Raw genomic sequence first — 20,024 nt, 5'->3', positions numbered from 1 at the left:
GATGAGGTTTGAAGGGGGGTCGGCCGGGACGGCCGAGAGTCGCAAGCTGGAAGCTTACGCCACTGGTGAGGATCGCAGGCTGGAAGGTTACTGCGCGGCGGCGATTCCGGCGGCTCGTCCGGTGCTGAAGGCGGCTTGAAAGTTGTAGCCTCCGATCCAGCCATCGACGTCCAGCACTTCGCCGGCGATGTAGAGCCCCGAGACCTTGCGACTTTCCATCGTTCGCGGATCCACTTCCGACAGCTTCACGCCACCGGCGGTGACCTCCGCCTTGGCGAACCCCCGTGTGCCTTGCACGGGAAACGTCGCGTATTTCAGCCCGTTGAGGAGAGACTGCAGCTTGGTGCGTGAAAGTTCTGCGATCGGGCACTCGGCGTCACTCGCTCGGGCGACCGATTCGGCCAGTCGACTTGGCAACCACTCCGTGATCACGGCGGTGGTCGTGCGGCGTCCCCCGCCGCCACGATCGGTCAGTGCCTTCTCAAGTTGCGGGACCGACATCTGGGGCACCAGGTCGACGGCCAGCGTGACGTCGTCGAACGAATCGGCGCGGGTGATCGTGCCGCTGACGTCCATCGCTGCGGGGCCGGAGAACCCCAGATGCGTGAACAGCCAACTGCTGCGGCGGCTGACCAGCGGCTTGCGTTTGGAAGGTGCCTTGGATTGCCAATCACTGCGTTGGTAAACCGAAGCGATGCAATCATCGAGCGTCAAACCGGACAGGCTGTGCGTCCAATCGTATCCGCCGACCAAGGGAACCAGTGCGGGCCGGGTCCGGACGATGGTGTGTCCCAACTTGTGCAGCCAGGCGTACGCATCGCCGGTCGTGCCGCAGCCCGGCCAACTTTTGCCGCCGGCGGTCACGATCAGCCGATCGCAGCGGATCGATTCCGATTCGGTATGGACCAGCCACTGGTCGGCCGCTTTTTCGACCGCGGTGACGGCACACCGCAAATGAAGTTTCACACCCGCTTGGACGGCGCGTCGTTGCAAGGCGTCACGGACGTGGATCGCGCGATCGGATTGCGGAAACACCTTCCCCGTCGACTCCACCTTGGTCTGCACCCCGTGTTCGTGAAACATCGCCACGACATCGGCCGGTCCGAAGGCACCGACGGACTTTTGCAAAAATCGCCCCGCCTTGCCAAAAGCCTGGACGATCCCTTTGGCATCGGTGTCCTGGGTGATGTTGCAGCGGGTTCCACCGGACATCAAGATCTTGACCCCGGTTTTGCCATTCTTCTCCAATAGCAGTACGCTCGCCCCCCTCATCGCGGCCTCCGCCGCAGCGACCAAACCGGCCGCCCCGGCGCCGATCACCACGATCGAGTGTGCGGATTTGTCGAGCATCGGTGAATGGGTCATGTGCGGTCTGCCTGCGACAATCGTGACGTCAGTAACTTTGGGGAATATGCGGGCAAGGCCGTAAGAAGCGATTTAAACTGGGGGTTTACTAGGACGGCCAGTCAGATTTGCCCACTTCCAGGGACGATACAATCCAAACGAGGATTCCGTTCGACCACGTGGTTTACCCAACCGCGTGTCGGATCACCACCGCGACCCACTACACGATTGTTCTGCGATGTCCGTTGATAGCCCAGCCCAACTCGCCAGCGACACTAATCCAGACCCCAAACGAACGCCGAAGGTGGTTCCTGCTCCGCCGCGTGGCGACGGCAAGTTTTCCTTTGCCGAAGCGCGCAATCTAATCGGTGATTTGACGAAACCGAATCCGCGAATCTACTGGACAGATTTCTTGCTGTCGATCGTCGGCGGCTTCATTGCCTTGAACGCGACGCTGCACGTGCCGCGATTGTTCTGGCCGGCCCCCTGGGTGATTCCCGTTGTGATCGTGTCGTACCTGGCGACCGTGCTGTTGTTCATGCGCTCGGTGATGTTCATTCACGAGCTGGTCCATTTACCCAAAGAAGGGTTCAAAGGATTTCGGTTCGCGTGGAATGCCTTGTGCGGCATCCCGTTGTTTGTGCCGTCGTTTCTGTACTATCCGCACGTCGATCACCATCGACGCAAACATTACGGCACCGACCATGACGGAGAGTACCTGTCGCTCAGCCATCACAGCCCGTGGATGATCGTCGGCTTCATCGGCCAGGCGCTGATCATTCCCGTTTTGGGTCTGTTTCGGTTCGTGGTGCTGAGCCCGGTTTGCTGGCTGATCCCGGGAGCCCGCGCGTTCGTGCACCGCCACGCGTCGACGATGGTGGTGGATCCGTTTTACGAGCGTGACGATCCGTCGGACAAGGAAATGCGGATCGTGGTGATGCAGGAGTTCTTCTGTTTTCTGGTCGGAAGCGGATTGATCTTCCGCCACAAGATTGTCACCGGGGAATGGTTTGATCCGTTGTGGATCGTCGCGTACAGCGTTGCAATCGGATTGTTGACGCTGAATGAAGTCCGCACGTTGGGAGCGCATCGATGGACGGGCGACGGCGGCGAGATGACGTTCGAAGAACAGTTGCTCGATTCGGTCAACTATCCCCACCATCCGTGGATCAGCGAACTGTGGGGTCCGATCGGAACACGCTACCACGCCTTGCACCACCTGTTCCCCCGCTTGCCCTATCACAACCTGGGCGAAGCTCATCGTCGGCTGATCGAGGGGTTGCCGGCCGACTCGCCGTATCATCGAACGGTCGCGACCAGTTTGACCGCCGAGATCAAGGCGCTGTGGCGACGGGCTCGCGATCGCGGGAAACCAGCCGAAAGCAAACCGTCCGCGATGGCGGCGTGATCAACCGCTGAGCCAGTGACACGCAGGTTGGTGTCGAGGCTTGGGCCCGAAGGCTCGCGGCAAACGGCTGATCATCGATTGACATCAGCCGGTTCGCGCCAGCGTCCAGGCGGCTTGATTGATTTCAGCGGAGCTCCATCGATCTCGACGACGCGGCAGTGGGCTTCTTGCGTGATCGGCACCGCGTACGTGATACTGCGGCCTGAAGGAGACGAGCGACCACGACGGTGCGTGTCGCCCCTGGTCGGAATTGCCCACGGTTGATCGGACGAAGCGGAGCCCAGGCTTGAACAAGAGCGAGATTCACGCCGGTTACGACTTCGAATCCGGGATGTTCTCTCGGATGCGTTCCTGGGTCGACGTGGCATCCTGGATTCGCCTGACCCGCATCCCCAGGATCCTCGCTTCCCCCAGTCACGTCGCAGTCGTCTTGCTCGCCTGCATTGCGACCAGAACGATCGCGTCGTTTTTCGCAGAGGGACCTCTCCAGCCGGGCCGATTTTGGGAGCTGCATTCCCACATTCAACTGCTGGTGGCGATGTTTCAGTGGACCGGTCCGCTGCTCGGATCGCTGCTGGCCGCCGTGTTGCTGATCATTTGGATTCCGGTGATTCAGTTCGTTTGCCGTGGCGGCGCGGCGTTGGCTGCGGGCAAACCTCTGCCGCGTGCCGGCCAGACGCTGCGTTTGGTTGGATCGCGGCTTTGGCGATCGCTGTTCGTGCCGATCCTGCCCTGCTTGTGCATCGTGGCATTGATGGTGGGCGTGTTTCTGATCCGACTTCCGAGTTTCGTGGCAGACGTGCCCTTGGTCTCTGGCATCACCGGCTGGGCGATCGGCGTCGCCGCGATCCCGGTCGGTATCCTGGGATTTGGAGCCCTGTTCGCCGTACCGCTGGCGCTCGCGGCAATGGTCTGTGAACCGACGCCCGACCCGATCGATTCGCTCAGCCGCGGCTACGAATCGTTGTATCGTCGACCGCTGTCGCTGGCCTGGTACGTGGCGTTTTCCGGAGCGATGGTGTTTCTGTTCGGCATATTGTTGGGCGGAATCGGCGGGGCATCGGTGCTGGCGGCACGGATCGTCACGTGGGTGATTTCGCCGAACGGTGTTCAGATTCAATCCGCCGTTGATGCCATCACCATGGTCGTCGTTGCCTGGCAAACCACGCTGGCATTTGGTCTACTCGGGGGAGTCTATTTGTTGCTCCGTAGTGACACCGGTGGCCAAGAGGCGGAGGATCTTTGGGAACCGCCCGCAGCGCCGGTGGAGCCGTTGCCGGAATTGCCCAAGGAGGCGATCGACGGATGAGTCCAGTTTCGATAAATCCTGAATCCTCACCACGCGGTGCGACCGGGCCGGCCGAATCGGATGCCTCGCCGCGCCCCGCCAAGCATGGCCCCAGGATTCAAATCAGTCTGTCGATGATGTTGTTGATGATGGTCGTGTTCGCCTTCATTTCGGCTGCCCTGTTCTACGCATCACAAGTCCCGGCGATCCGCGAAGAACTCAGTGTGCTGCTGTACGGGAAAGCGGAGGACGGTGGTGAAGACGTCGGTCGGCTGGCGCATCGGGCATTCATCATGTTTACGTTTACATCGCCCCTGCTGCTGGCTTGCGTCCTGTCGCTGGTGGTCTCGGCCTTGAAATACTTGCAGCGCACCACAACGTGAACGACGAACCGTCTGGCGCGGATCAGGCTGACATGTTGGAACCGCTGGTGGCGGCACTCGGAAACGTCTCGATGCGTCCCGAAGAATTCGCCGCGTTCTCGGCCGCCTTGATGTCGCGACACCCCAGCGCGGTGCGCTATCGACAGGACATCGATCCCCAGGACATCGCGTTCCCGGTCCGCCCAATCCCGTGGTATTCGCTCGGTTATCAGTGCACCGACCCGGAGGTCCGACCGAGCCGAACACTCTCGTACGCCGCCGGTGATTTTTTTATTCAGGATGCCGGTTCGATGCTGGCCTTGGCAGCCGCCGACGCAGATCGGCCTCCGCAACGCGACCGATTGATCTGTGATTTATGCGCCGCGCCCGGCGGCAAATCGACTGCCCTGTTGGAATCGATCGGCGACGGCTTTTTGCTGGCCAATGAACCGATCCAATCTCGCATTGCACCGTTGGCGTACAACCTGGCTCGCACCGGGAGCGACCGCTACGCCATCTCCAGTCTCGATCCCGAGCGGCTGCAATCGCGACTCGGCGGCATCTTTGATGTGGTCTTGGCCGATGTCCCCTGCAGCGGGCAAGCATTGTTGGGACGCGGCAAACAAAGTCTGGCCGCGGTTTCGAAGACACAGATCGAACACAGCGCGTTGCGGGCCAAGCGGATTCTTGCGTCGGCCGTCCACCTGCTCCGCCCCGGAGGCCGATTGGTGCTCAGCACGTGCACGTTCGCCGAAGCGGAAAACGAATCTCAAGTGCGTTGGTTATTGGACCAAGACGGCGTGACATCCGAACCACTCGATCGCCTGGCAGACTATGCGAGCGACGAGACCGGATGCAGCTATCGCTTGTGGCCCCACCGCCACGACTGTGCGGGCAGTTTTGCCGCGTCGCTGCGCTGTGACCTCGACGACGCGATTCCCGCTGCGCCGGCGATTGGAGCGAAACGCAAACGCCGCAAGAAGCCGGAGCGGTTGCCGGAGGAATTGGGCGACTGGTTCGACGCGACGCCGCAGCGATACCAAGTTGCCGGCGCGGTCATTTGGGCATGGCCCGAAGACGCCCCGCCGTGGGTCGAATCGATTGCCGCCGGCGGTCCCGAAGCGGCCTATCGCACCGGCCAAACCTGGAAGCCCGCGCATGGTGCGGCGTTACGTCGAACCGGTGCGTTGCGGGCGACGGAAGGGATCGAAGTCGATGCGACGACGGCACAGCGGTTCCTCGGTGGCGAACCGATCCCGTGCGAGGCATCGGGCTGGTGCGTCGTGCGTTACCAGGGCCGAGCGCTGGGCTGGGTGAAGGCGTCTCGCGGGACCGGCAAAAATCACCTGCCCGCCGCGGCCCGGATGATCGTGCAATAGGCGTCCCGCTAAGCCTGTTCGACCCAATGCTTGATGGGGCCGAAACGGGCGTAAAGCAGGGGTTGGTCAAAAAATGAGTTGGTCAAAAAATGGGTTGGCCAGAGATGGATGGGGGCAGCAAAAATGAGGCAGGAGGAGCGATGGGGTGGTTCGCCAATCGAGTCCGAGCAGCTGCCTTCATTTTTTGACCAACCCATTTTTTGACCCATTTTCTCTCTCGACCATGCCGGAGGCAACGGTTCATCACGCGATCTCGAAACGCGTCGACTCGCATCTAACGGCCGCTTTGCAGTTTCGCCGCTGCCAGGGTGTTGTGCAGCAGCATCGCGATCGTCAGCGGGCCGACGCCGCCGGGAACCGGCGTGATCGCCGAGGCGACGTCTTTGGCCTGATCGAAGGCCACGTCGCCGACCAGTTTGTCGCCGACGCGATTGATCCCGACATCGATCACGATCGCGCCGGGTTTGATCATGTCGCCGGTGATCATTTCGGGGCGGCCGATCGCGGCGATCAAGCAATCCGCATCGCGGCACACGTCGGCCAGATTCGCGGTCCGGCTGTGGGCGATCGTCACGGTGGCATTGGCGACGTCGGGGCCGCACGAACCGGTTTTCTGGGCCAGCATCATCGCCATCGGTTTGCCGACGATGTCGCTGCGCCCGACGACACAGACCTTTTTCCCCGCGACCGACAGGTTTGATCGCCCGAGCAGCTGAACGATGCCGTGCGGGGTGCAGGGCAGGAATCGCGGCCGGCCCTGCATCAACAGGCCGACATTGACGGGCGAAAAGGCGTCGACATCCTTGAGCGGATCGATGGCGTCGAGAATTTCCCGCTCGTCGTACTCCACGCCGGAGCCTGTCGGCAGCGGGAGTTGAACCAAGATGCCGTTGACGTTGGTGTCGGTGTTGAGTTCAGCGATCAACGCCATCAGTTCGTCTTGACCGGCGTCGGCGGGCAAGCGATGAGTGCGGCCGTCGATGCCGGCTTTTTCGCAGGCACGCGCCTTGTTTCGCACGTAGACCTGACTGGCGGGGTCCTCGCCCACCAACACGGCGGCCAGGCAGGGTGGCGGGGCGCCGCCGGCAACAAAATCTGCGACTTCCTTGGCGAGATCTGCGCGGATTTCTGCCGCAACCTGTTTTCCATCCAAAATCACTGCCGTCATGTTCGCCTCGTGTTGCGTCAGCTCGTCGCACCCCTGTTCTGCCAGCCTGTGATCGGCCGATGGGTTTACCATAGTGGGAATTGCGATTGAGCGTTATAGTTCGCGTAGATTCACAGTTCTTCTCTCGCCAGGTCCCCGACCCGCGAAACGATATCACACAGGATTTTTGACTCGATGTCTACCGAAGCGCCGAAGCTTAGCCCGGTCGAAAAAATCAAAGAGGAAAGCCAGTATCTCAAGGGCACCATCGACACCGAGATGGCCGCCGAGACCGATCATTTTGGCAAGTCCGACATTCAATTGCTGAAATTTCACGGCACCTACCAGCAAGACGATCGCGACAAGCGGGTGGAATTGAAGAAAGCCGGCGGCGGTAAAGCGTACGCGATGATGGTCCGTTGCCGGATCCCCGGTGGCCGAATCACCAGCCAGCAGATGCTCGCCCAATTGGATCTGTGCGACGAGCTGGGTGATTCGACGATGAAGATCACGACCCGGCAAACACTGCAATTGCACGGCGTGCTCAAGAAAGACCTGCGTGCGACGATCAATCGCATCAACGAAATCGAATTGTCGACGTTGGCCGCCTGCGGCGACGTCAATCGCAACGTCATGTGCTGCCCGGCCAAACGTGCCGACGGAGTGCACCAGGCGATGGTCCAACTGACCGATGAACTGGTCACCGCGCTGGCCCCGCAAACACCGGCCTATCACGAGCTGTGGCTGACCGATCCGGAGACCGGTGAAAAAACGCTCCAAGGCGGCGGGCCGGTCGTTGAACCCCTCTACGGACCGACCTATCTGCCGCGAAAGTTCAAGGTCGGGATCGCGTTGCCGGAAGACAACTGCATCGACATCTACACGCAAGACCTGGGATTCCTGGCCGTCGTCCGCGACGGTGCGATCGTCGGCTACAACGTTTTGGTCGGCGGCGGCATGGGCGTCACGCCCGCCCTCAAGAAAACCTATCCCGCGCTGGCCAAGCGGATGGCGTTTTGCACGCCCGAACAAGCGGTCGAAGTCAGCAAGGCGGTGATCAAGGTCCAGCGCGACCATGGCAACCGCGCCGACCGCAAGGTCGCACGGATGAAGTACCTGGTCGATGAGTGGGGCGTTGAAAAATTCCGCCGCGCGGTCGAAGAGCAATTCGGCCAGCCGCTGGCCGATTGCGAGCCCGATGATGTGACCGGCTTCGACGACCACATGGGCTGGCAAGACCAGGGCGACGGAAAATGGTCCTACGGACTGAACATCGAAAACGGCCGTCTGTACGACAACGATCACCGTCAACTCAAAGCAATGATGCGTGAGGTCTGTCGAACCTTTGGCACCGAACTGCGGATGACCGGTCACCAGAGCATCATCGTGACGGACATCGATCCGGCCGACAAAGACAAGCTGATCGAAATCATCCAGCGACACAACGTTCGCACGACCGAGGAAACCAGCACGGTCCGCCGCTGGTCCATGGCCTGCGTCGCATTGCCGACCTGTGGTTTGGCGATCACCGAAAGCGAACGCCGTTTGCCCAGTCTGATCGACGACCTGGAACAACCCCTGGCCAAACTCGGTTTAGACAAGGAACGGTTCACGATTCGAGTGACCGGGTGCCCCAACGGATGCGCCCGCCCCTACAACGCGGACTTGGCGTTGGTCGGAAAGGCCAAGGACAAGTACACCCTGTTTGCCGGCGGCGGATGGCTGGGCAATCGATTGGCGTATCTGTACAAGGACTTGGTCCCGTCGGATCAGATCGCCGGCGAGATCGTCGCCATCGCCTCGGCGTACAAAGCCAATCGAAACGAAGGCGAGTCGCTGGGCGATTTCTGTGCCCGGGTCGGACAGGAAGACCTGACCGTGATGGCCGCTGCCGCACCGAAACCCTAACGCGCCCGCACGTGTGACCGACACGGTCCATCGAACCTAGCGAATGAACAGATTCCGGAGCGCCGCTGATGCGGCGCTCTGTGAATCCTTGGGTCGCTTCGGGCGGAGATGATCGGGAATTTTACGCGACTCCGGGGAAGCCGACTCGGTGTCGTCCGCGGACACGTCCAAACGGTCCGTCGAGGGAACGCCGCCGTCGGCAACCTGGATCGATGTGGTCGAGGACGTTTGGTCGTCCTGTTCCGACTCGTCCGCCTTCACCGGATCGGCCTTGATCTCCGGCTCGTCGGTGGCCGCGAAACGGCGCAGCAACGGGGATGCGGATCCCTGCGAACGCCCCAGGTCCGACGCGAGTTCATCAAGCTCGACCAACAGTTGCGCCGCCCCTTTGGACGTGTCTGCCGGAACCACCGGTGGCCCCGACAGCGTGGAAAGATCGGTCGGCTTGAAACGAAAGGGCTTCCCGGTTGCCTGGTCGCGTATGGAAACGCGGAAGGTGTATTTGCCGATTTTCAGATGATCGTGGTGGCTGAGCGGCTTGGGAACGCCAGTCTCGATCAATTCCCCTTCCACGACGGTTCCGTTTCGACTGCCCAAATCTTGTATCAAGACGTCGGTGTCATTGAACGTGATCTTGCAGTGCTTTCGGCTGACCGACCGCGAAGCAAACGTCAGATCGCACTGCTCGTTGCGACCGATCAAGTAGGGCGATCGGTCAATGATGTGTCGACTGCCTCTTCGCGAGCCATTGGTCTGCAGAAGGGTGAGACGAAACAAGAGTCGACTGCCAAGTCCGGTTTGACGAAGAACACATCATCAGCCACGATCGGCCTGTGATCATAGGGACTTGTCGTGAAGATTACGCGAAGCGGCACATGGCATTGGATGAATAACGGACCTGCCGTGGTGGATCGACACCTATCTGATAGCGGGAGCCAAGGCGGGCTCGAGGCTCTCCATTTTGTCCGTCGGCGTGGCGTCCGCCGGTAAATCACCGAGCGCGTATTGAATGCCGTCGAGCATGTGCTTGACGATCACCGGATTGGCAAACGTGTCCTCGCGGTGGCCGAAGTTGGTGTAGAACACCCGGCCGTCACCGGCAGCACGGATCCATGAAACAGGAACCTCACGCGGCCCATCGTTGATGCGACTGGAGACGGCTTCCTTGCTCATGTCCAGGCTGACCAACAGACGCAGCACGCCCGTACCGACGTAGGACTTGGGGTCGTATTGGTAAATCTCGTCGGAGTGCCAGAATCCCGAACCGTCGAACGCGGCGTTGAGGACATGGCTGGGATCGTCCAATTTGAACGCCCACTTGCCGCCGGCGCCCCAGGGGTGGCCGGCGAACGTACCGCCGACGATCGCCAGGCACTCGGGATGCCGATTGAAGTTGTCGCTGGCGGCGTGGAAACCGACCAACCCTTTGCCGCCGATGATGAAGTCCATGAAGGCGTCACGCATCGCCGGTTCGGGGAATTGCATGTGGGTGGTGTTGTTCAACAGGATGGCGTCATACCGCGCCAGATTCTCCGCCCGGAAGACGTCATAGGTGTCGGCGAAGTCGACTTCAAAGGCCTTGGATTTTTCCGCCATCATCCGAACGCATTCGTTGCCATGCGGAATCGACGTGTGAATGAATCCTTCGCAGCGATAAAAAACGAGGACACGTCGCTTGGGCAACGGTTTGGCCGCCAACTCGCTGGGAACAGCCGCGGCAATCTGGTGCTTCTCATTTTCCGACAACGGTTTAAATCGCTCGGCCTTTTTTTGCTCCCACTCATCAGGTTGCTGCGCAAGGAGTGATGGGGCGGACAAGAGTGCCAGGGCGGCGAACAGAATCAACAGGAGCCGCGATCGAGAGAGGCTGGGCATGGAGGGACCTGGAGGCGTGCGTGTTCAGCGGGGGGGGAGGGAACGCGTGGGAATGGCTATTGTAGTCTCCTTTACAGGCGTTCGGCAAAAGTGCAGGCTTGAGAAATGAGCAACACGGTGAACGAACGATCGAACGGCCCCGGCTATCGGCTGCTTGATTTCGGCCACGGACGCAAATTGGAATCATTCGGCGGCCGGATCTTGGACCGCCCCTCGCCGGCGGCCGAAGGCCAACGAAAACACCGCCCGGATCTGTGGGCGGCCGCCGATTCTGTTTTCCATGTCGATTCCCGCGACTGGGAACATCGGACGCCTTGGCCGGCGGACCAGCGGGTCGACTGCGACGGATTTCAAATGCCGATCGCCCCCACGCCCTTCGGTCACGTCGGTGTTTTTCCCGAACAGGCGGCCAACTGGCGGTGGCTGCGTCAGACCGCTGCCCGAACCGGTGGAGACGCCAGCGGGATGAACCTGTTTGCCTACACCGGCGCAAGTTCGATCGTGATGGCCGCGACGGGGATGAAAGTCGCGCACGTCGACGCCGCCAAACCGAACGTCACGGCCGCGCGAGCAGCGGCGCAGCTGAACGGACTGGCCGATCATCCGATTCGATACCTGGTCGACGACGCGGCCAAATTCACCGCCCGCGAAGTCCGCCGCGGCAACCGGTATCAGACGATCGTCCTGGATCCCCCGGCGTATGGGCATGGGCCATCGGGCAAAGCCTGGAGACTCGAACGCGACCTCTGGCCGCTGTTGCAGGATTGCGTGTCCCTGTTGTCGCCGAACGGTTTTCGTCTGCTCATCACGGGGCATTCTCCGCAAGTCGCCGGCGAAGACGTGGTAGACTATTTAGCATCCAAGATGCCGAAAACGTTCTCGTTTTCGCCCCGTCGGTTTGATTCGATCGTCGACAGCGGACGTTTAACGCTGGACGGTTCGGGTGGCCGAAAACTCGATGCCGGCTTTTTTGTTCGGGTCACTTTCCATTCGCCTGATGCATGACGACTGATTCTTCCACACCACTGCCCGCCGACCGCTCGACTGCCGACCGCTCGACTGCCCCCACAGCGCCCGCCCGCTCGGTGGCGCAGTTGCAGGCCGAGCTGATTGGCTGGTTCGACGGCCGCGGTGAGATCGCCGTCGCGTTCTCCGGCGGGGTCGACAGCAGCGTGGTATTGGCCGCGGCGCTCCGCAGCACCGCCCGCGCGGTCACAGCCGTCACGGCAGTTTCGCCCAGTGTCGCGACCTGGCAACTCGAACTGGCCCAATCGGTCGCCAAGCACCTGGGGGCAACGCATCGATTGATGGAAACACGCGAAGTCGAATTGCCCGCGTACCAAGTCAATGACGGCTCGCGTTGCTTTCACTGCAAGAGCACGCTGTATCAAACACTTTACCAGCTGTGCCAGAGTCCGACGCTTCGGGACGCAACGATCGTTTCGGGAACCAACGCCGACGATTTGGGCGATTATCGACCGGGCATCGCCGCCGGTGATCAGGCCGGTGTCTTGAAACCGCTGGCGGAATTGAACATCGACAAGGCCGGCGTTCGCGAGATCGCACACCGATTCGGTTTGCCCAATGCAACCTTGCCCGCTTCGCCGTGTCTGGCTAGCCGGATCGCCTATGGGGTGCCGGTGACGGTCGAGCGATTGCGGCGGGTGGAAAAAGCGGAAGACTTGTTGCGTGGTCTGGGATTGGACGACGTTCGCGTCCGGTACCACGAAGGCGACCTGGCGCGCATCGAAGTCCCCGCGGACCAAATCGTCCAACTGACCGCCGCCCCCATCCGTACTCGGCTGTCAGAGCAATTGGTCGAAATCGGCTTTCGTTACATCACCCTGGACTTGCAAGGCTTTTCCAGCGGCAGCATGAACCGCCAACTCGTCTCGCTCGGCCAACCCATTGATCCCGGCAAGTGACTCCCGCCCGGGGCAATCCGATCGAGCCCCACACAACGTTTTCGAGAGACTTCATGAACAAGACCGCAGCTGATGATTCGTCAGACGAAGACTCCCGCGATGGCGATGCGAGGGAAACCACCGACGCGACATGGCAGCAAGCTGCCACGACCGATGATTCGGTTGGCGATTCGGCAGCGGGAAACAAAGCGAGCGTCACCGAATCCATACCGCTGCCACTTTCGACGGCCAGCTTGGTCGGATCGCGACTGGCAGGCTATCTGATCCTCAGCCGTCTCGGTCGCGGCGGCATGGCCGACGTCTACGCCGCCCGAGACATGGCGCTCGAACGCGATGTCGCGATCAAGGTGTTGCGCCCCGACTTGGCCCGTGACCGAGACTACATCACGCGTTTCCGCCGCGAAGCCAAGGCGGCCGCCAAGCTGAATCATTCCAACATCGTCCAAATCTACGAAGTCGGTGAAGACGCCTCGCGACATTACATCGCCCAAGAACTGATCTCCGGGCAAAACCTTCGCGAATACCTCGAACGCAACGGGACCGTCGGTCCCGAGCAGGCGATCGAGATTCTCTACGGGGTCGCGTCCGCACTCGACGCGGCGGCGATCGAGGGCATCACGCACCGTGACATCAAACCCGAGAACATCATGTGGTCCAAGGCGGGGTCGGTCAAAGTTGCCGATTTCGGCCTGGCCCGATTGGGCGACGACGTCGACGGCAGTCGCGCCGATTTGACCCAGGCGGGGCTGACCCTTGGAACGCCACGGTACATGAGCCCGGAACAGGTCCAAGGTCGGCCGGTGGATCCGCGCAGCGATTTGTATTCGTTGGGTGTGACGATGTACCACCTGCTCTCCGGACGCCCTCCGTTTGAAGCCGATGATCCGCTCGCCCTGGCGTTTGCCCATGTCAACGAAACGCCCAAGCCGCTCGATCGCGTTCGAGGTGACAAAGATGTCCCGGAATGGTTGGTCGCGATCATCGCCAAGCTGCTGCGGAAAGATCCGGCCGAACGCTTTCAATCACCCGGCGCGTTGCTCGACGCGCTGACCGGTGACGATGCGACCCAACGCAGCAACACGCGTCGCTTGGCCGGCGCCGCGACCGCAACGGCACGTTTGCAACGGGTCGCGGATGAGGAAAAACAAAACCGTGCTCGACGTCGAAAACGGATGATCGCACTCAGCCTGGTTCCGATCCTGGCCGTCGGGCTGGGGATCGCCACGGCATCCCAAGTCAAACGCCCCGCCGTGGCGGACCTGTTGCGCCCCGACCAAGTCCCCCAGCGGGGGTCGATCGAAGAGCAGTATTTGGAAGCCGCCGAGCGAGACGACGTCCCGGGTTGGAAAGCGATCGAAACCTATTTCCCCCCCGGCGACAGCGCCGTGATGCAGGCGTATGTCAGCAAGGCAAAGTTACAGCTGGCCAGATTGTATCTGGAGCAAGATCGAATCGCTGAGGCTGAAGCCACGCTGGTCGAATTGCTCAATAATCCCACGACCGACCGGAAATATCGCTTGATCGCGTTGGCCCGACGGGTCCAGGCCGCCAAACAGAGCGGGGACAAATTACGCGTCGACGAAGCGAAACGACAACTCAAAGCCGCCTATTCGGACATCAAGTCGTCCAATGCGGCGGCGATTACCCTGTTCGAGACGGTGTTTTCCGGACGCGAGCGGCTGGAATTGGGAATCGAACCCGCCCCGACCGAATAAAATTTCACCCGGGGATCGATCGAGCTAAACTAGAACGCCTCTCGTTTTGGGGAACCCTCGTTACACACCTTTTTCATTTCAGTCATGCTGTATTTTAGTCTTTGGGCCGTCTTGATGCTGGCCGTGATCGTCGCCGTTCCGGTCGCTGCAAAAATGTCGTCCGGCGGGCGCGTTGCAAAGACAGACAACGGCGACGCGGAATTGGAGGAAGATGCGGCAGCCGAGGGCAGTGGCGATGACCACGAAGTGCTCGAAGATGACTTCGGCGGCGGCGACGTCGAAGCGCTCGAAGACGACGCGTTCGATGAAGTTAAGTGACGTCGACCATAATCCGCTCCACCTCGGCGAGCGTTTCGGGCGACAGCACACGCGTCCCCGCCAGCTCTCGAATCTGTTCTTCACGGCGTGCCCCGACCAACGCCGCGGTCACACCAGGCTGCGAGATCGCCCAGCCGACGGCCAGCTGTGCGACGCTCTGGTCGACCTCCCGGCCCAACTGTTTTAAACGGTCGATCGCATCGTGAATCCGACGACGCGTCTCGCCTTGAAAGATCGCGTAACCCGGCCGGCTGTCGCCTTTCTCGAACACGTGGTCGCGGGTGATCTTTCCGGCCAACAAGCCTTTCATCAACGTCCAGTAAACGTAGACGTCCCGACCGGCTGATTGCGCCGGCTGAATCAAGTCGACAAGGCTCTCCCGCTGAACCAGATTCAACGGACATTGGATTGCGTCGGCGGGGACCGTTGCGGCGAACTGTTCGACTTGTTCGGCCGACGCGTTGCAGATCCCGACGCGGTTGCAGAGCCCGCGTGCTTGCAGCCGTGCCATCGCCTCGGCTGACACGTCCAAGGCAACCTTCGGATCGGGCTGATGCAAAAACAGGGTGTCCATCGAATCGATCCCCATCCGCCGCAACGAGGCTTCGGCGTCGCGCGTCAACTGTTGTGGAGAGCCGTCGACAATGCGTTCGCGTTGCTCGTTCCATCGCTGGCCGACTTTGCCCATCACGGTGAAGCAATCGCGCCGGCCGCGAACGCACTCGCCGAGCAATCGATCGCTCTCTCCGTCGTAGCCGTAGCTGTACGCGGTGTCAAAGGTGGTGATGCCGGCGTCGATCGCTGCCAACAGCGTGGCTTTGGCGTCATCGCGCGTGACGCCGATCGTCGTGATGCCGGCGATCGGCCAAAGTCCCAAGACAAGTTTCGAGGAATGCATGGTGATGAGTGCTCGTTGGAAACGAGAGAAAAAAGGGTGGAAGCATCCTGCTTGCCACCTTCGCCGGCTCTGTCGGCGAACTCGAAAACAAACCGCCTGGTGAAACAACGAAAAAACGCGTGGTCGATGAGACCACGCGTCTTTGGAAATTGAAACAAATCGGTTCGGTACGCGAAGATTCTTTGTCGTGATCCCGGATGACGCAAAGAGCTTCCAACCGGCCGAAATGATTCTCCGCAGCCTAATAGTCGATCGAAGCGCCCAGGCTGACCCCTTGGACCCAGTGGCTGCCTTCGACGATGTCGTAGGCGACCGGGGTCACGTTGGCACCGATGTTGCCGGTGTCACGATTGCGATTGATCTGGTCGCCCGCCATCGCCACGTTGTCGAAGTACAAGAACGTGTAGCCGACGGTGAACGAGACGTGATCGCGGAACCGGTACCCGATGGTGAAATCCATTTCGGGAATGAACGTGAACACGTCTTGCGTTTGCGTTCCCTGTTCGTCGTTGATCAAGACGCTCGAATTCTGTGTCGAGATCGCGGCGTTGGCCAGAAAATCGGTCGTCGTGCCGACCTTGCGGACCGTTTGCTCCATGTTCCCCAAGTGAACCTTGGTCAGCGCTCGGGCCGTCCAACGTCCGCGAGCAACCATCGATTCAAAACCGAGTTGACCACCGTTGAAGCGGTTTTCGGTGTCGAACAAGCTGGAGAAGGCCGTTCCGGCGAGGTTCGGGTTCGTACCGGCATTGGTGTCACTGCGAAAGCTGCTGATCGAGATCATGTCGTCCAGCTCGGCGTAGGTGTAACCGGCGATGAACTCCAGACGCGATGATTTGTTGTGGCAGAACGTCATCCGGGCATAGCCATCGGCCATGAACAAGTCCGTGGCGTATTCCGCTTGGACATTGCCGGAGAACAAGTTCTGTTGACTGATGATGACCGAGTCCTCTTGCGCCGTGCCCGGATTGAACCGGGGGACGAAGTAGTAGGGGCGGCCGAGCGAACGGGCAGTCGCATCGGTTTGGTCACCGCTGGCGGAGTAATCGTCGCCGTTTTCGCCGATCCACAGGGTGCGTCCGCCGATGCCGAAGCTGTCGGTCAGGTAGCGTCCCACGTCCGTGCGAATGCCGCCGGAAAGGCCGCCATCGAGATCGTCACCGAACTCCACAGTGGCTGCCGGCAAGACGGGAAACACACCGGGTGCGGCAGAGGTCACCAGTGGTGGTGCCTGTCGCTCGGCATGGAACATCAACATCGCTTCGGCTCGCATCCAGCCGTCCTTGCCGCACAGGTTGAGCAGGCCGGCCAAGCCGCCGCCCTTGCTGCCACACATGCTGTCGCAGCCGACACCATCGCAGCCGGGGCTGTCGCAACTGTCACAACCGCCGATCGCTCGCTTCAATCCGCCGTCAAAGAAGCCGGCAGGCTGCAGATCACCCACGGTCACCGGAGCGTAATCGCTGATCGGTGCAACGGGAGCGGCAAAAGGGGAACCAACGTGCACCGGGGCATCGGAGGCGACATCGCCGACGAATGCTTGTGGGGAATCGTTGGCGGGTACATACTGATTGTTGTCAGCCTGGGCCGACGCTGAGGCGGACAGCAACAGCGCTGCCAGGGTCATGCCTCGAAAGTTTTTCTTCATTATTGTAGTCTCGCGCAGTCCGGGATTACTGGAACGACTGGTATAAGACGATCGACGAAAACGAGCGTTAGATCGAGAACGTCCCTTATGGTGCTTAAAGTCGGCGTATCCCTCCCAACTTCAACACTCAAACTGCCTGGACTTTCCAAAGTGCAGGAAAAACAGCGTTTTGAGCGGTAGACTGGGGTTCGCAAAGCTCCCCAAGCACTCTGCTTTTGCTAAATCTTTTCGCAAATTGGTCCCCTAAACAGCTCGATGACCGACCAAGACCCCGGCCAAAACGACGCCAGATCGAGCCGCCAGCCCGATCCGACCGATTCCGTTGACACGCAAATCGAGCCTCCCACCGAAACCCGCAATACGATCGTCGAACCGATCGAGCCTCCCCAGCCGGTCACCGAACACCAGCCGGTCACCGAACACGAGTCGAACACCGCGACCGAAGCGATCACCGAACCCGAGCCCAACGTCGCCCCCGAGCCGGCCGAACGCAAGGTCGTCCAAGCGACCGAAATCATTCCCGCCGACAAGCCCCGCGGCGACTCAGACAAGCCCCGCGGTGACGCCGGAACGCCCCCGGCCACCGTCGCCCCAGAGCGTTTTCAGTCGGTCGGCACCAAGTCGATGTCGATCTTTTCCGGCGGCGGCTTCCACCCCAAAATGGTGCGTTGGAAGCGGATGCTCACCGAAATCAATGAGCTCGAACCGACGCTGCAACCGGAGTCCGACAACGACCTTCGCAAACGGTCGTTGGCGCTGCGGTACCGCGCCATGGCCGGCGAAAAACTGGCCAAGCTGCTTCCCGAAGCCTACGCCTTGGTTCGCGAAGCCGGCCGCCGAACGCTCGGCATGCGACACTACGACGTGCAGATGATCGGCGGCATCTCGCTGTTCGAAAGCCACATCGCGGAAATGCAGACCGGTGAAGGAAAAACGTTGACCGCGACGCTGCCGCTGTACCTGCATTCCTTGGTCGGCAAAGGCGCCCACCTGGCAACGGTCAATGATTACTTGGCCAAACGGGACGCCGAATGGATGACCCCGATCTACAACTTGCTGGGCGTCAGCGTCGGAATCATCCAGACGCCCGACGACCAAGGGTCCCGACGCAAATCGTATGGCTCCGCGGTCACCTACGGGACGGCCAAAGAGTTCGGATTCGATTTCCTGCGAGATCGTTTGCTGTTGCGTGCCCAGAACCGCATCCAGACCGAAATGCTGGGTGATGGCGGCGGCGGTTTCTCCGATTCCGGCGATAAACCGGTGATGCGGGGCATGCACTTCTGCCTGGTCGACGAAGCGGACAGCATCTTGATCGACGAAGCCCGCACGCCGCTGATCATCGGTAGCCTGGAAGACACCGTCCGGGACCAAATCGTGGAAACCTATCGCTGGGCTTCCGAGCACGCGCCCGAATACGAGCTGGACGATCACTTCACGATCGACGACGACACCAAACAATACGAACTGACCGCGCGGGGCCGGCAGAAGGTCCGTGCGTTGCCCAAGAGCAACCTGGTGCGGACGATGGGCTTGGTCGATCTGTACGAATACACCGAGCGGGCGATCAAGGTTTACCGCGAATTCCTGCTCGATCGCCAATACGTCGTCCGTCCCAACGACAAGGGCGTCGATGAAATCGTGATCGTCGATGAATTCACCGGCCGACTCGCCGAAGGGCGCAAGTGGCGCGACGGAATCCACCAGGCGATCGAGGCCAAAGAGAATATCGAGATCAGCGTTCCCACCGGCCAGGCGGCACGGATCACGGTCCAAGACCTGTTCCTCCGCTACAACCACTTGGCCGGTATGACCGGGACCGCGGCGACCAGTGCGCGTGAATTGAAACGGATCTACCGCACGCCCGTGTTGCGGGTCCCGACCAACCGACCGCCCAAACGCAAGCGACTGGCCGACCGTGTGTTCGGTTCGATCGATGCCAAATTTCAAGCGATCGTCGAAGAGGTCAAAACGATTCACGAGACGGGTCGCCCGGTGTTGATTGGAACGCGTTCGATCGACAAGAGCGAAATGTTGTCGCGGATGCTGCACGAGATCGGCATTGAGCACCAGGTTCTCAACGCAAACAACGTCGCGATGGAAGCCGAGATCGTTGCCGATGCCGGTCAACACGGCCGCGTCACCGTGGCCACCAACATGGCCGGCCGCGGTACCGACATCAAACTCACCGACCAGATCGTCGAACTCGGCGGGATGCACGTGATCTGCACCGAGTTGCATGATGCGGCACGGATCGACCGCCAGCTGATCGGACGCTGTGGACGCCAGGGCGACCCGGGTTCGTACCGCCAATACCTGTCGTTGGATGACGACATTCTCAAAGGCGGCTTGGGCCCGGACAAAGCCGAGAAGCTGAAAGCCCGCGGGGAACGTTTGACCGATTCGGTCGACTCCTACGCCAAACTGTTCCGCCGCGCCCAACGCAAAGTGGAAAAGAAGCACTTTCGCGATCGGATGGTGCTGCTGCATCACGAAAAGGAACGCAAGAAGATGCAGCGTGAAATCGGCCAGGATCCTTACCTAGACACCCCAGACTGACGCAAATGGGGGATCTTTTTTTCGGCTTTGACTCAAGTCGCACTGGACGTCTGCCGACGGGGGTTTCAATTCGAAAAAAAGCCAAAAACCGGGCTCGGCCGAGCTTGACAGGGCAATCGAAAACACCGTATCCCCGGCTCCGTGTCCATTAGCTCCCGGCACTTCCGCCCACTTTGGTCGGTCAAGCGTCGGGGCCCGAATGGCGACGGCCAGACGCGGTCCGTCACCGTCCGGGGCTCGCGAAAGGTCG

At 60.8% G+C, this 20,024-nt stretch carries 16 protein-coding genes; 10 read left to right on the top strand and 6 right to left on the bottom strand.

The genetic code is table 11. The features are described from left to right. Positions 1-87: 87 nt before the first annotated feature. Complete coding sequence (locus tag TBK1r_RS29095; RefSeq protein ID WP_419580494.1) at positions 88-1,365, bottom strand: BaiN/RdsA family NAD(P)/FAD-dependent oxidoreductase; 1,278 nt, start codon at positions 1,363-1,365, stop codon at positions 88-90. Between the two features lie 217 nt (positions 1,366-1,582). On the opposite strand from TBK1r_RS29095, the gene TBK1r_RS29090 reads away from it, so the two are divergent. The 4 genes from TBK1r_RS29090 to TBK1r_RS29075 all read left to right on the top strand — a co-directional run bounded on the left by TBK1r_RS29090 (position 1,583) and on the right by TBK1r_RS29075 (position 5,781). After that, positions 1,583-2,752: a fatty acid desaturase family protein gene (locus TBK1r_RS29090; RefSeq protein WP_145218526.1), complete on the top strand. Its 1,170-nt coding sequence runs from the start codon at positions 1,583-1,585 to the stop codon at positions 2,750-2,752. A 286-nt stretch (positions 2,753-3,038) separates the two neighbouring features. Then, positions 3,039-4,061, top strand: a complete 1,023-nt coding sequence (locus TBK1r_RS29085; protein WP_145218524.1) for a hypothetical protein — start codon at positions 3,039-3,041, stop codon at positions 4,059-4,061. Further along, positions 4,058-4,423 carry a hypothetical protein gene (locus tag TBK1r_RS29080; protein WP_145218522.1) on the top strand — a complete coding sequence of 122 codons (366 nt, stop codon included), beginning with the start codon at positions 4,058-4,060 and terminating at the stop codon, positions 4,421-4,423. Before TBK1r_RS29085 ends, TBK1r_RS29080 begins: the two co-directional genes overlap by 4 nt. Beyond that, positions 4,420-5,781 (top strand): methyltransferase RsmF C-terminal domain-like protein, encoded by a 1,362-nt coding sequence (locus TBK1r_RS29075; RefSeq protein ID WP_145218520.1) that lies wholly within the window; start codon positions 4,420-4,422, stop codon positions 5,779-5,781. The genes TBK1r_RS29080 and TBK1r_RS29075 overlap by 4 nt, the downstream gene beginning before the upstream one ends. A 274-nt stretch (positions 5,782-6,055) precedes the next feature. On the opposite strand, the gene folD is transcribed toward TBK1r_RS29075, so the two are convergent. Continuing rightward, entirely contained in the window at positions 6,056-6,949 is an 894-nt protein-coding gene (gene folD, locus TBK1r_RS29070; RefSeq protein ID WP_145223141.1) for a bifunctional methylenetetrahydrofolate dehydrogenase/methenyltetrahydrofolate cyclohydrolase FolD, read from the bottom strand. 174 nt (positions 6,950-7,123) lie between these two features. Here folD and TBK1r_RS29065 point away from each other — a divergent pair, with 174 nt between their 5' ends. Then, on the top strand, positions 7,124-8,836 hold the full coding sequence (locus TBK1r_RS29065; RefSeq protein ID WP_145218518.1) for an NADPH-dependent assimilatory sulfite reductase hemoprotein subunit: 1,713 nt from the start codon (positions 7,124-7,126) through the stop codon (positions 8,834-8,836). Between the two features lie 36 nt (positions 8,837-8,872). On the opposite strand, the gene TBK1r_RS29060 is transcribed toward TBK1r_RS29065, so the two are convergent. Beyond that, positions 8,873-9,613, bottom strand: a complete 741-nt coding sequence (locus tag TBK1r_RS29060; protein ID WP_145218516.1) for an FHA domain-containing protein — start codon at positions 9,611-9,613, stop codon at positions 8,873-8,875. A 141-nt stretch (positions 9,614-9,754) separates the two neighbouring features. Beyond that, positions 9,755-10,711 carry a ThuA domain-containing protein gene (locus TBK1r_RS29055; protein ID WP_145218514.1) on the bottom strand — a complete coding sequence of 319 codons (957 nt, stop codon included), beginning with the start codon at positions 10,709-10,711 and terminating at the stop codon, positions 9,755-9,757. Positions 10,712-10,828: 117 nt separating this feature from the next. Between TBK1r_RS29055 and TBK1r_RS29050 the strand changes: the two genes are divergently transcribed. From TBK1r_RS29050 to TBK1r_RS29035, 4 genes are all read left to right on the top strand, one after another. Beyond that, a complete protein-coding gene (locus TBK1r_RS29050; RefSeq protein ID WP_419580493.1) occupies positions 10,829-11,716 on the top strand; it encodes a class I SAM-dependent methyltransferase in 888 nt (295 codons plus the stop codon). Then, on the top strand, positions 11,713-12,636 hold the full coding sequence (larE, locus tag TBK1r_RS29045; protein ID WP_419580492.1) for an ATP-dependent sacrificial sulfur transferase LarE: 924 nt from the start codon (positions 11,713-11,715) through the stop codon (positions 12,634-12,636). The genes TBK1r_RS29050 and larE overlap by 4 nt, the downstream gene beginning before the upstream one ends. A gap of 53 nt (positions 12,637-12,689) precedes the next feature. Further along, positions 12,690-14,351, top strand: coding sequence for a protein kinase domain-containing protein (locus TBK1r_RS29040; RefSeq protein ID WP_145218510.1), 1,662 nt, complete (start codon positions 12,690-12,692; stop codon positions 14,349-14,351). 84 nt (positions 14,352-14,435) lie between these two features. After that, the gene (locus TBK1r_RS29035) at positions 14,436-14,669 is read left to right on the top strand and encodes a hypothetical protein (protein ID WP_145218508.1); all 234 of its coding nucleotides are present in this window, start codon (positions 14,436-14,438) and stop codon (positions 14,667-14,669) included. On the opposite strand, the gene TBK1r_RS29030 is transcribed toward TBK1r_RS29035, so the two are convergent. Both TBK1r_RS29030 and TBK1r_RS29025 read right to left on the bottom strand, forming a co-directional pair. Further along, entirely contained in the window at positions 14,662-15,567 is a 906-nt protein-coding gene (locus TBK1r_RS29030; RefSeq protein WP_145218506.1) for an aldo/keto reductase, read from the bottom strand. The genes TBK1r_RS29035 and TBK1r_RS29030 overlap by 8 nt on opposite strands. Positions 15,568-15,808: 241 nt before the next feature. Next, positions 15,809-17,215 (bottom strand): BBP7 family outer membrane beta-barrel protein, encoded by a 1,407-nt coding sequence (locus TBK1r_RS29025; protein ID WP_095742248.1) that lies wholly within the window; start codon positions 17,213-17,215, stop codon positions 15,809-15,811. Between the two features lie 624 nt (positions 17,216-17,839). Between TBK1r_RS29025 and TBK1r_RS29020 the strand changes: the two genes are divergently transcribed. Further along, entirely contained in the window at positions 17,840-19,774 is a 1,935-nt protein-coding gene (locus tag TBK1r_RS29020; protein WP_419581602.1) for a preprotein translocase subunit SecA, read from the top strand. Positions 19,775-20,024: the final 250 nt, after the last annotated feature.

The sequence above is a fragment of the Stieleria magnilauensis genome, from assembly GCA_007753675.1.
Classification (GTDB): Bacteria; Planctomycetota; Planctomycetia; order Pirellulales; family Pirellulaceae; genus Stieleria; species Stieleria magnilauensis.
This window is presented reverse-complemented; position numbering and strand designations above follow the sequence as displayed.

Excerpts from the sequence above, each read along its gene's own strand:
- folD (WP_145223141.1), bottom strand. The coding sequence starts at position 6,949 with ATGACGGCAGTGATTTTGGATGGAAAACAGGTTGCGGCAGAAATCCGC.
- larE (WP_419580492.1), top strand. The coding sequence starts at position 11,713 with ATGACGACTGATTCTTCCACACCACTGCCCGCCGACCGCTCGACTGCC.
- TBK1r_RS29030 (WP_145218506.1), bottom strand. The coding sequence starts at position 15,567 with ATGCATTCCTCGAAACTTGTCTTGGGACTTTGGCCGATCGCCGGCATC.
- TBK1r_RS29055 (WP_145218514.1), bottom strand. The coding sequence starts at position 10,711 with ATGCCCAGCCTCTCTCGATCGCGGCTCCTGTTGATTCTGTTCGCCGCC.
- TBK1r_RS29040 (WP_145218510.1), top strand. The coding sequence starts at position 12,690 with ATGAACAAGACCGCAGCTGATGATTCGTCAGACGAAGACTCCCGCGAT.
- TBK1r_RS29035 (WP_145218508.1), top strand. The coding sequence starts at position 14,436 with ATGCTGTATTTTAGTCTTTGGGCCGTCTTGATGCTGGCCGTGATCGTC.
- TBK1r_RS29065 (WP_145218518.1), top strand. The coding sequence starts at position 7,124 with ATGTCTACCGAAGCGCCGAAGCTTAGCCCGGTCGAAAAAATCAAAGAG.
- TBK1r_RS29025 (WP_095742248.1), bottom strand. The coding sequence starts at position 17,215 with ATGAAGAAAAACTTTCGAGGCATGACCCTGGCAGCGCTGTTGCTGTCC.
- TBK1r_RS29090 (WP_145218526.1), top strand. The coding sequence starts at position 1,583 with ATGTCCGTTGATAGCCCAGCCCAACTCGCCAGCGACACTAATCCAGAC.
- TBK1r_RS29080 (WP_145218522.1), top strand. The coding sequence starts at position 4,058 with ATGAGTCCAGTTTCGATAAATCCTGAATCCTCACCACGCGGTGCGACC.
- TBK1r_RS29095 (WP_419580494.1), bottom strand. The coding sequence starts at position 1,365 with ATGACCCATTCACCGATGCTCGACAAATCCGCACACTCGATCGTGGTG.
- TBK1r_RS29020 (WP_419581602.1), top strand. The coding sequence starts at position 17,840 with ATGTCGATCTTTTCCGGCGGCGGCTTCCACCCCAAAATGGTGCGTTGG.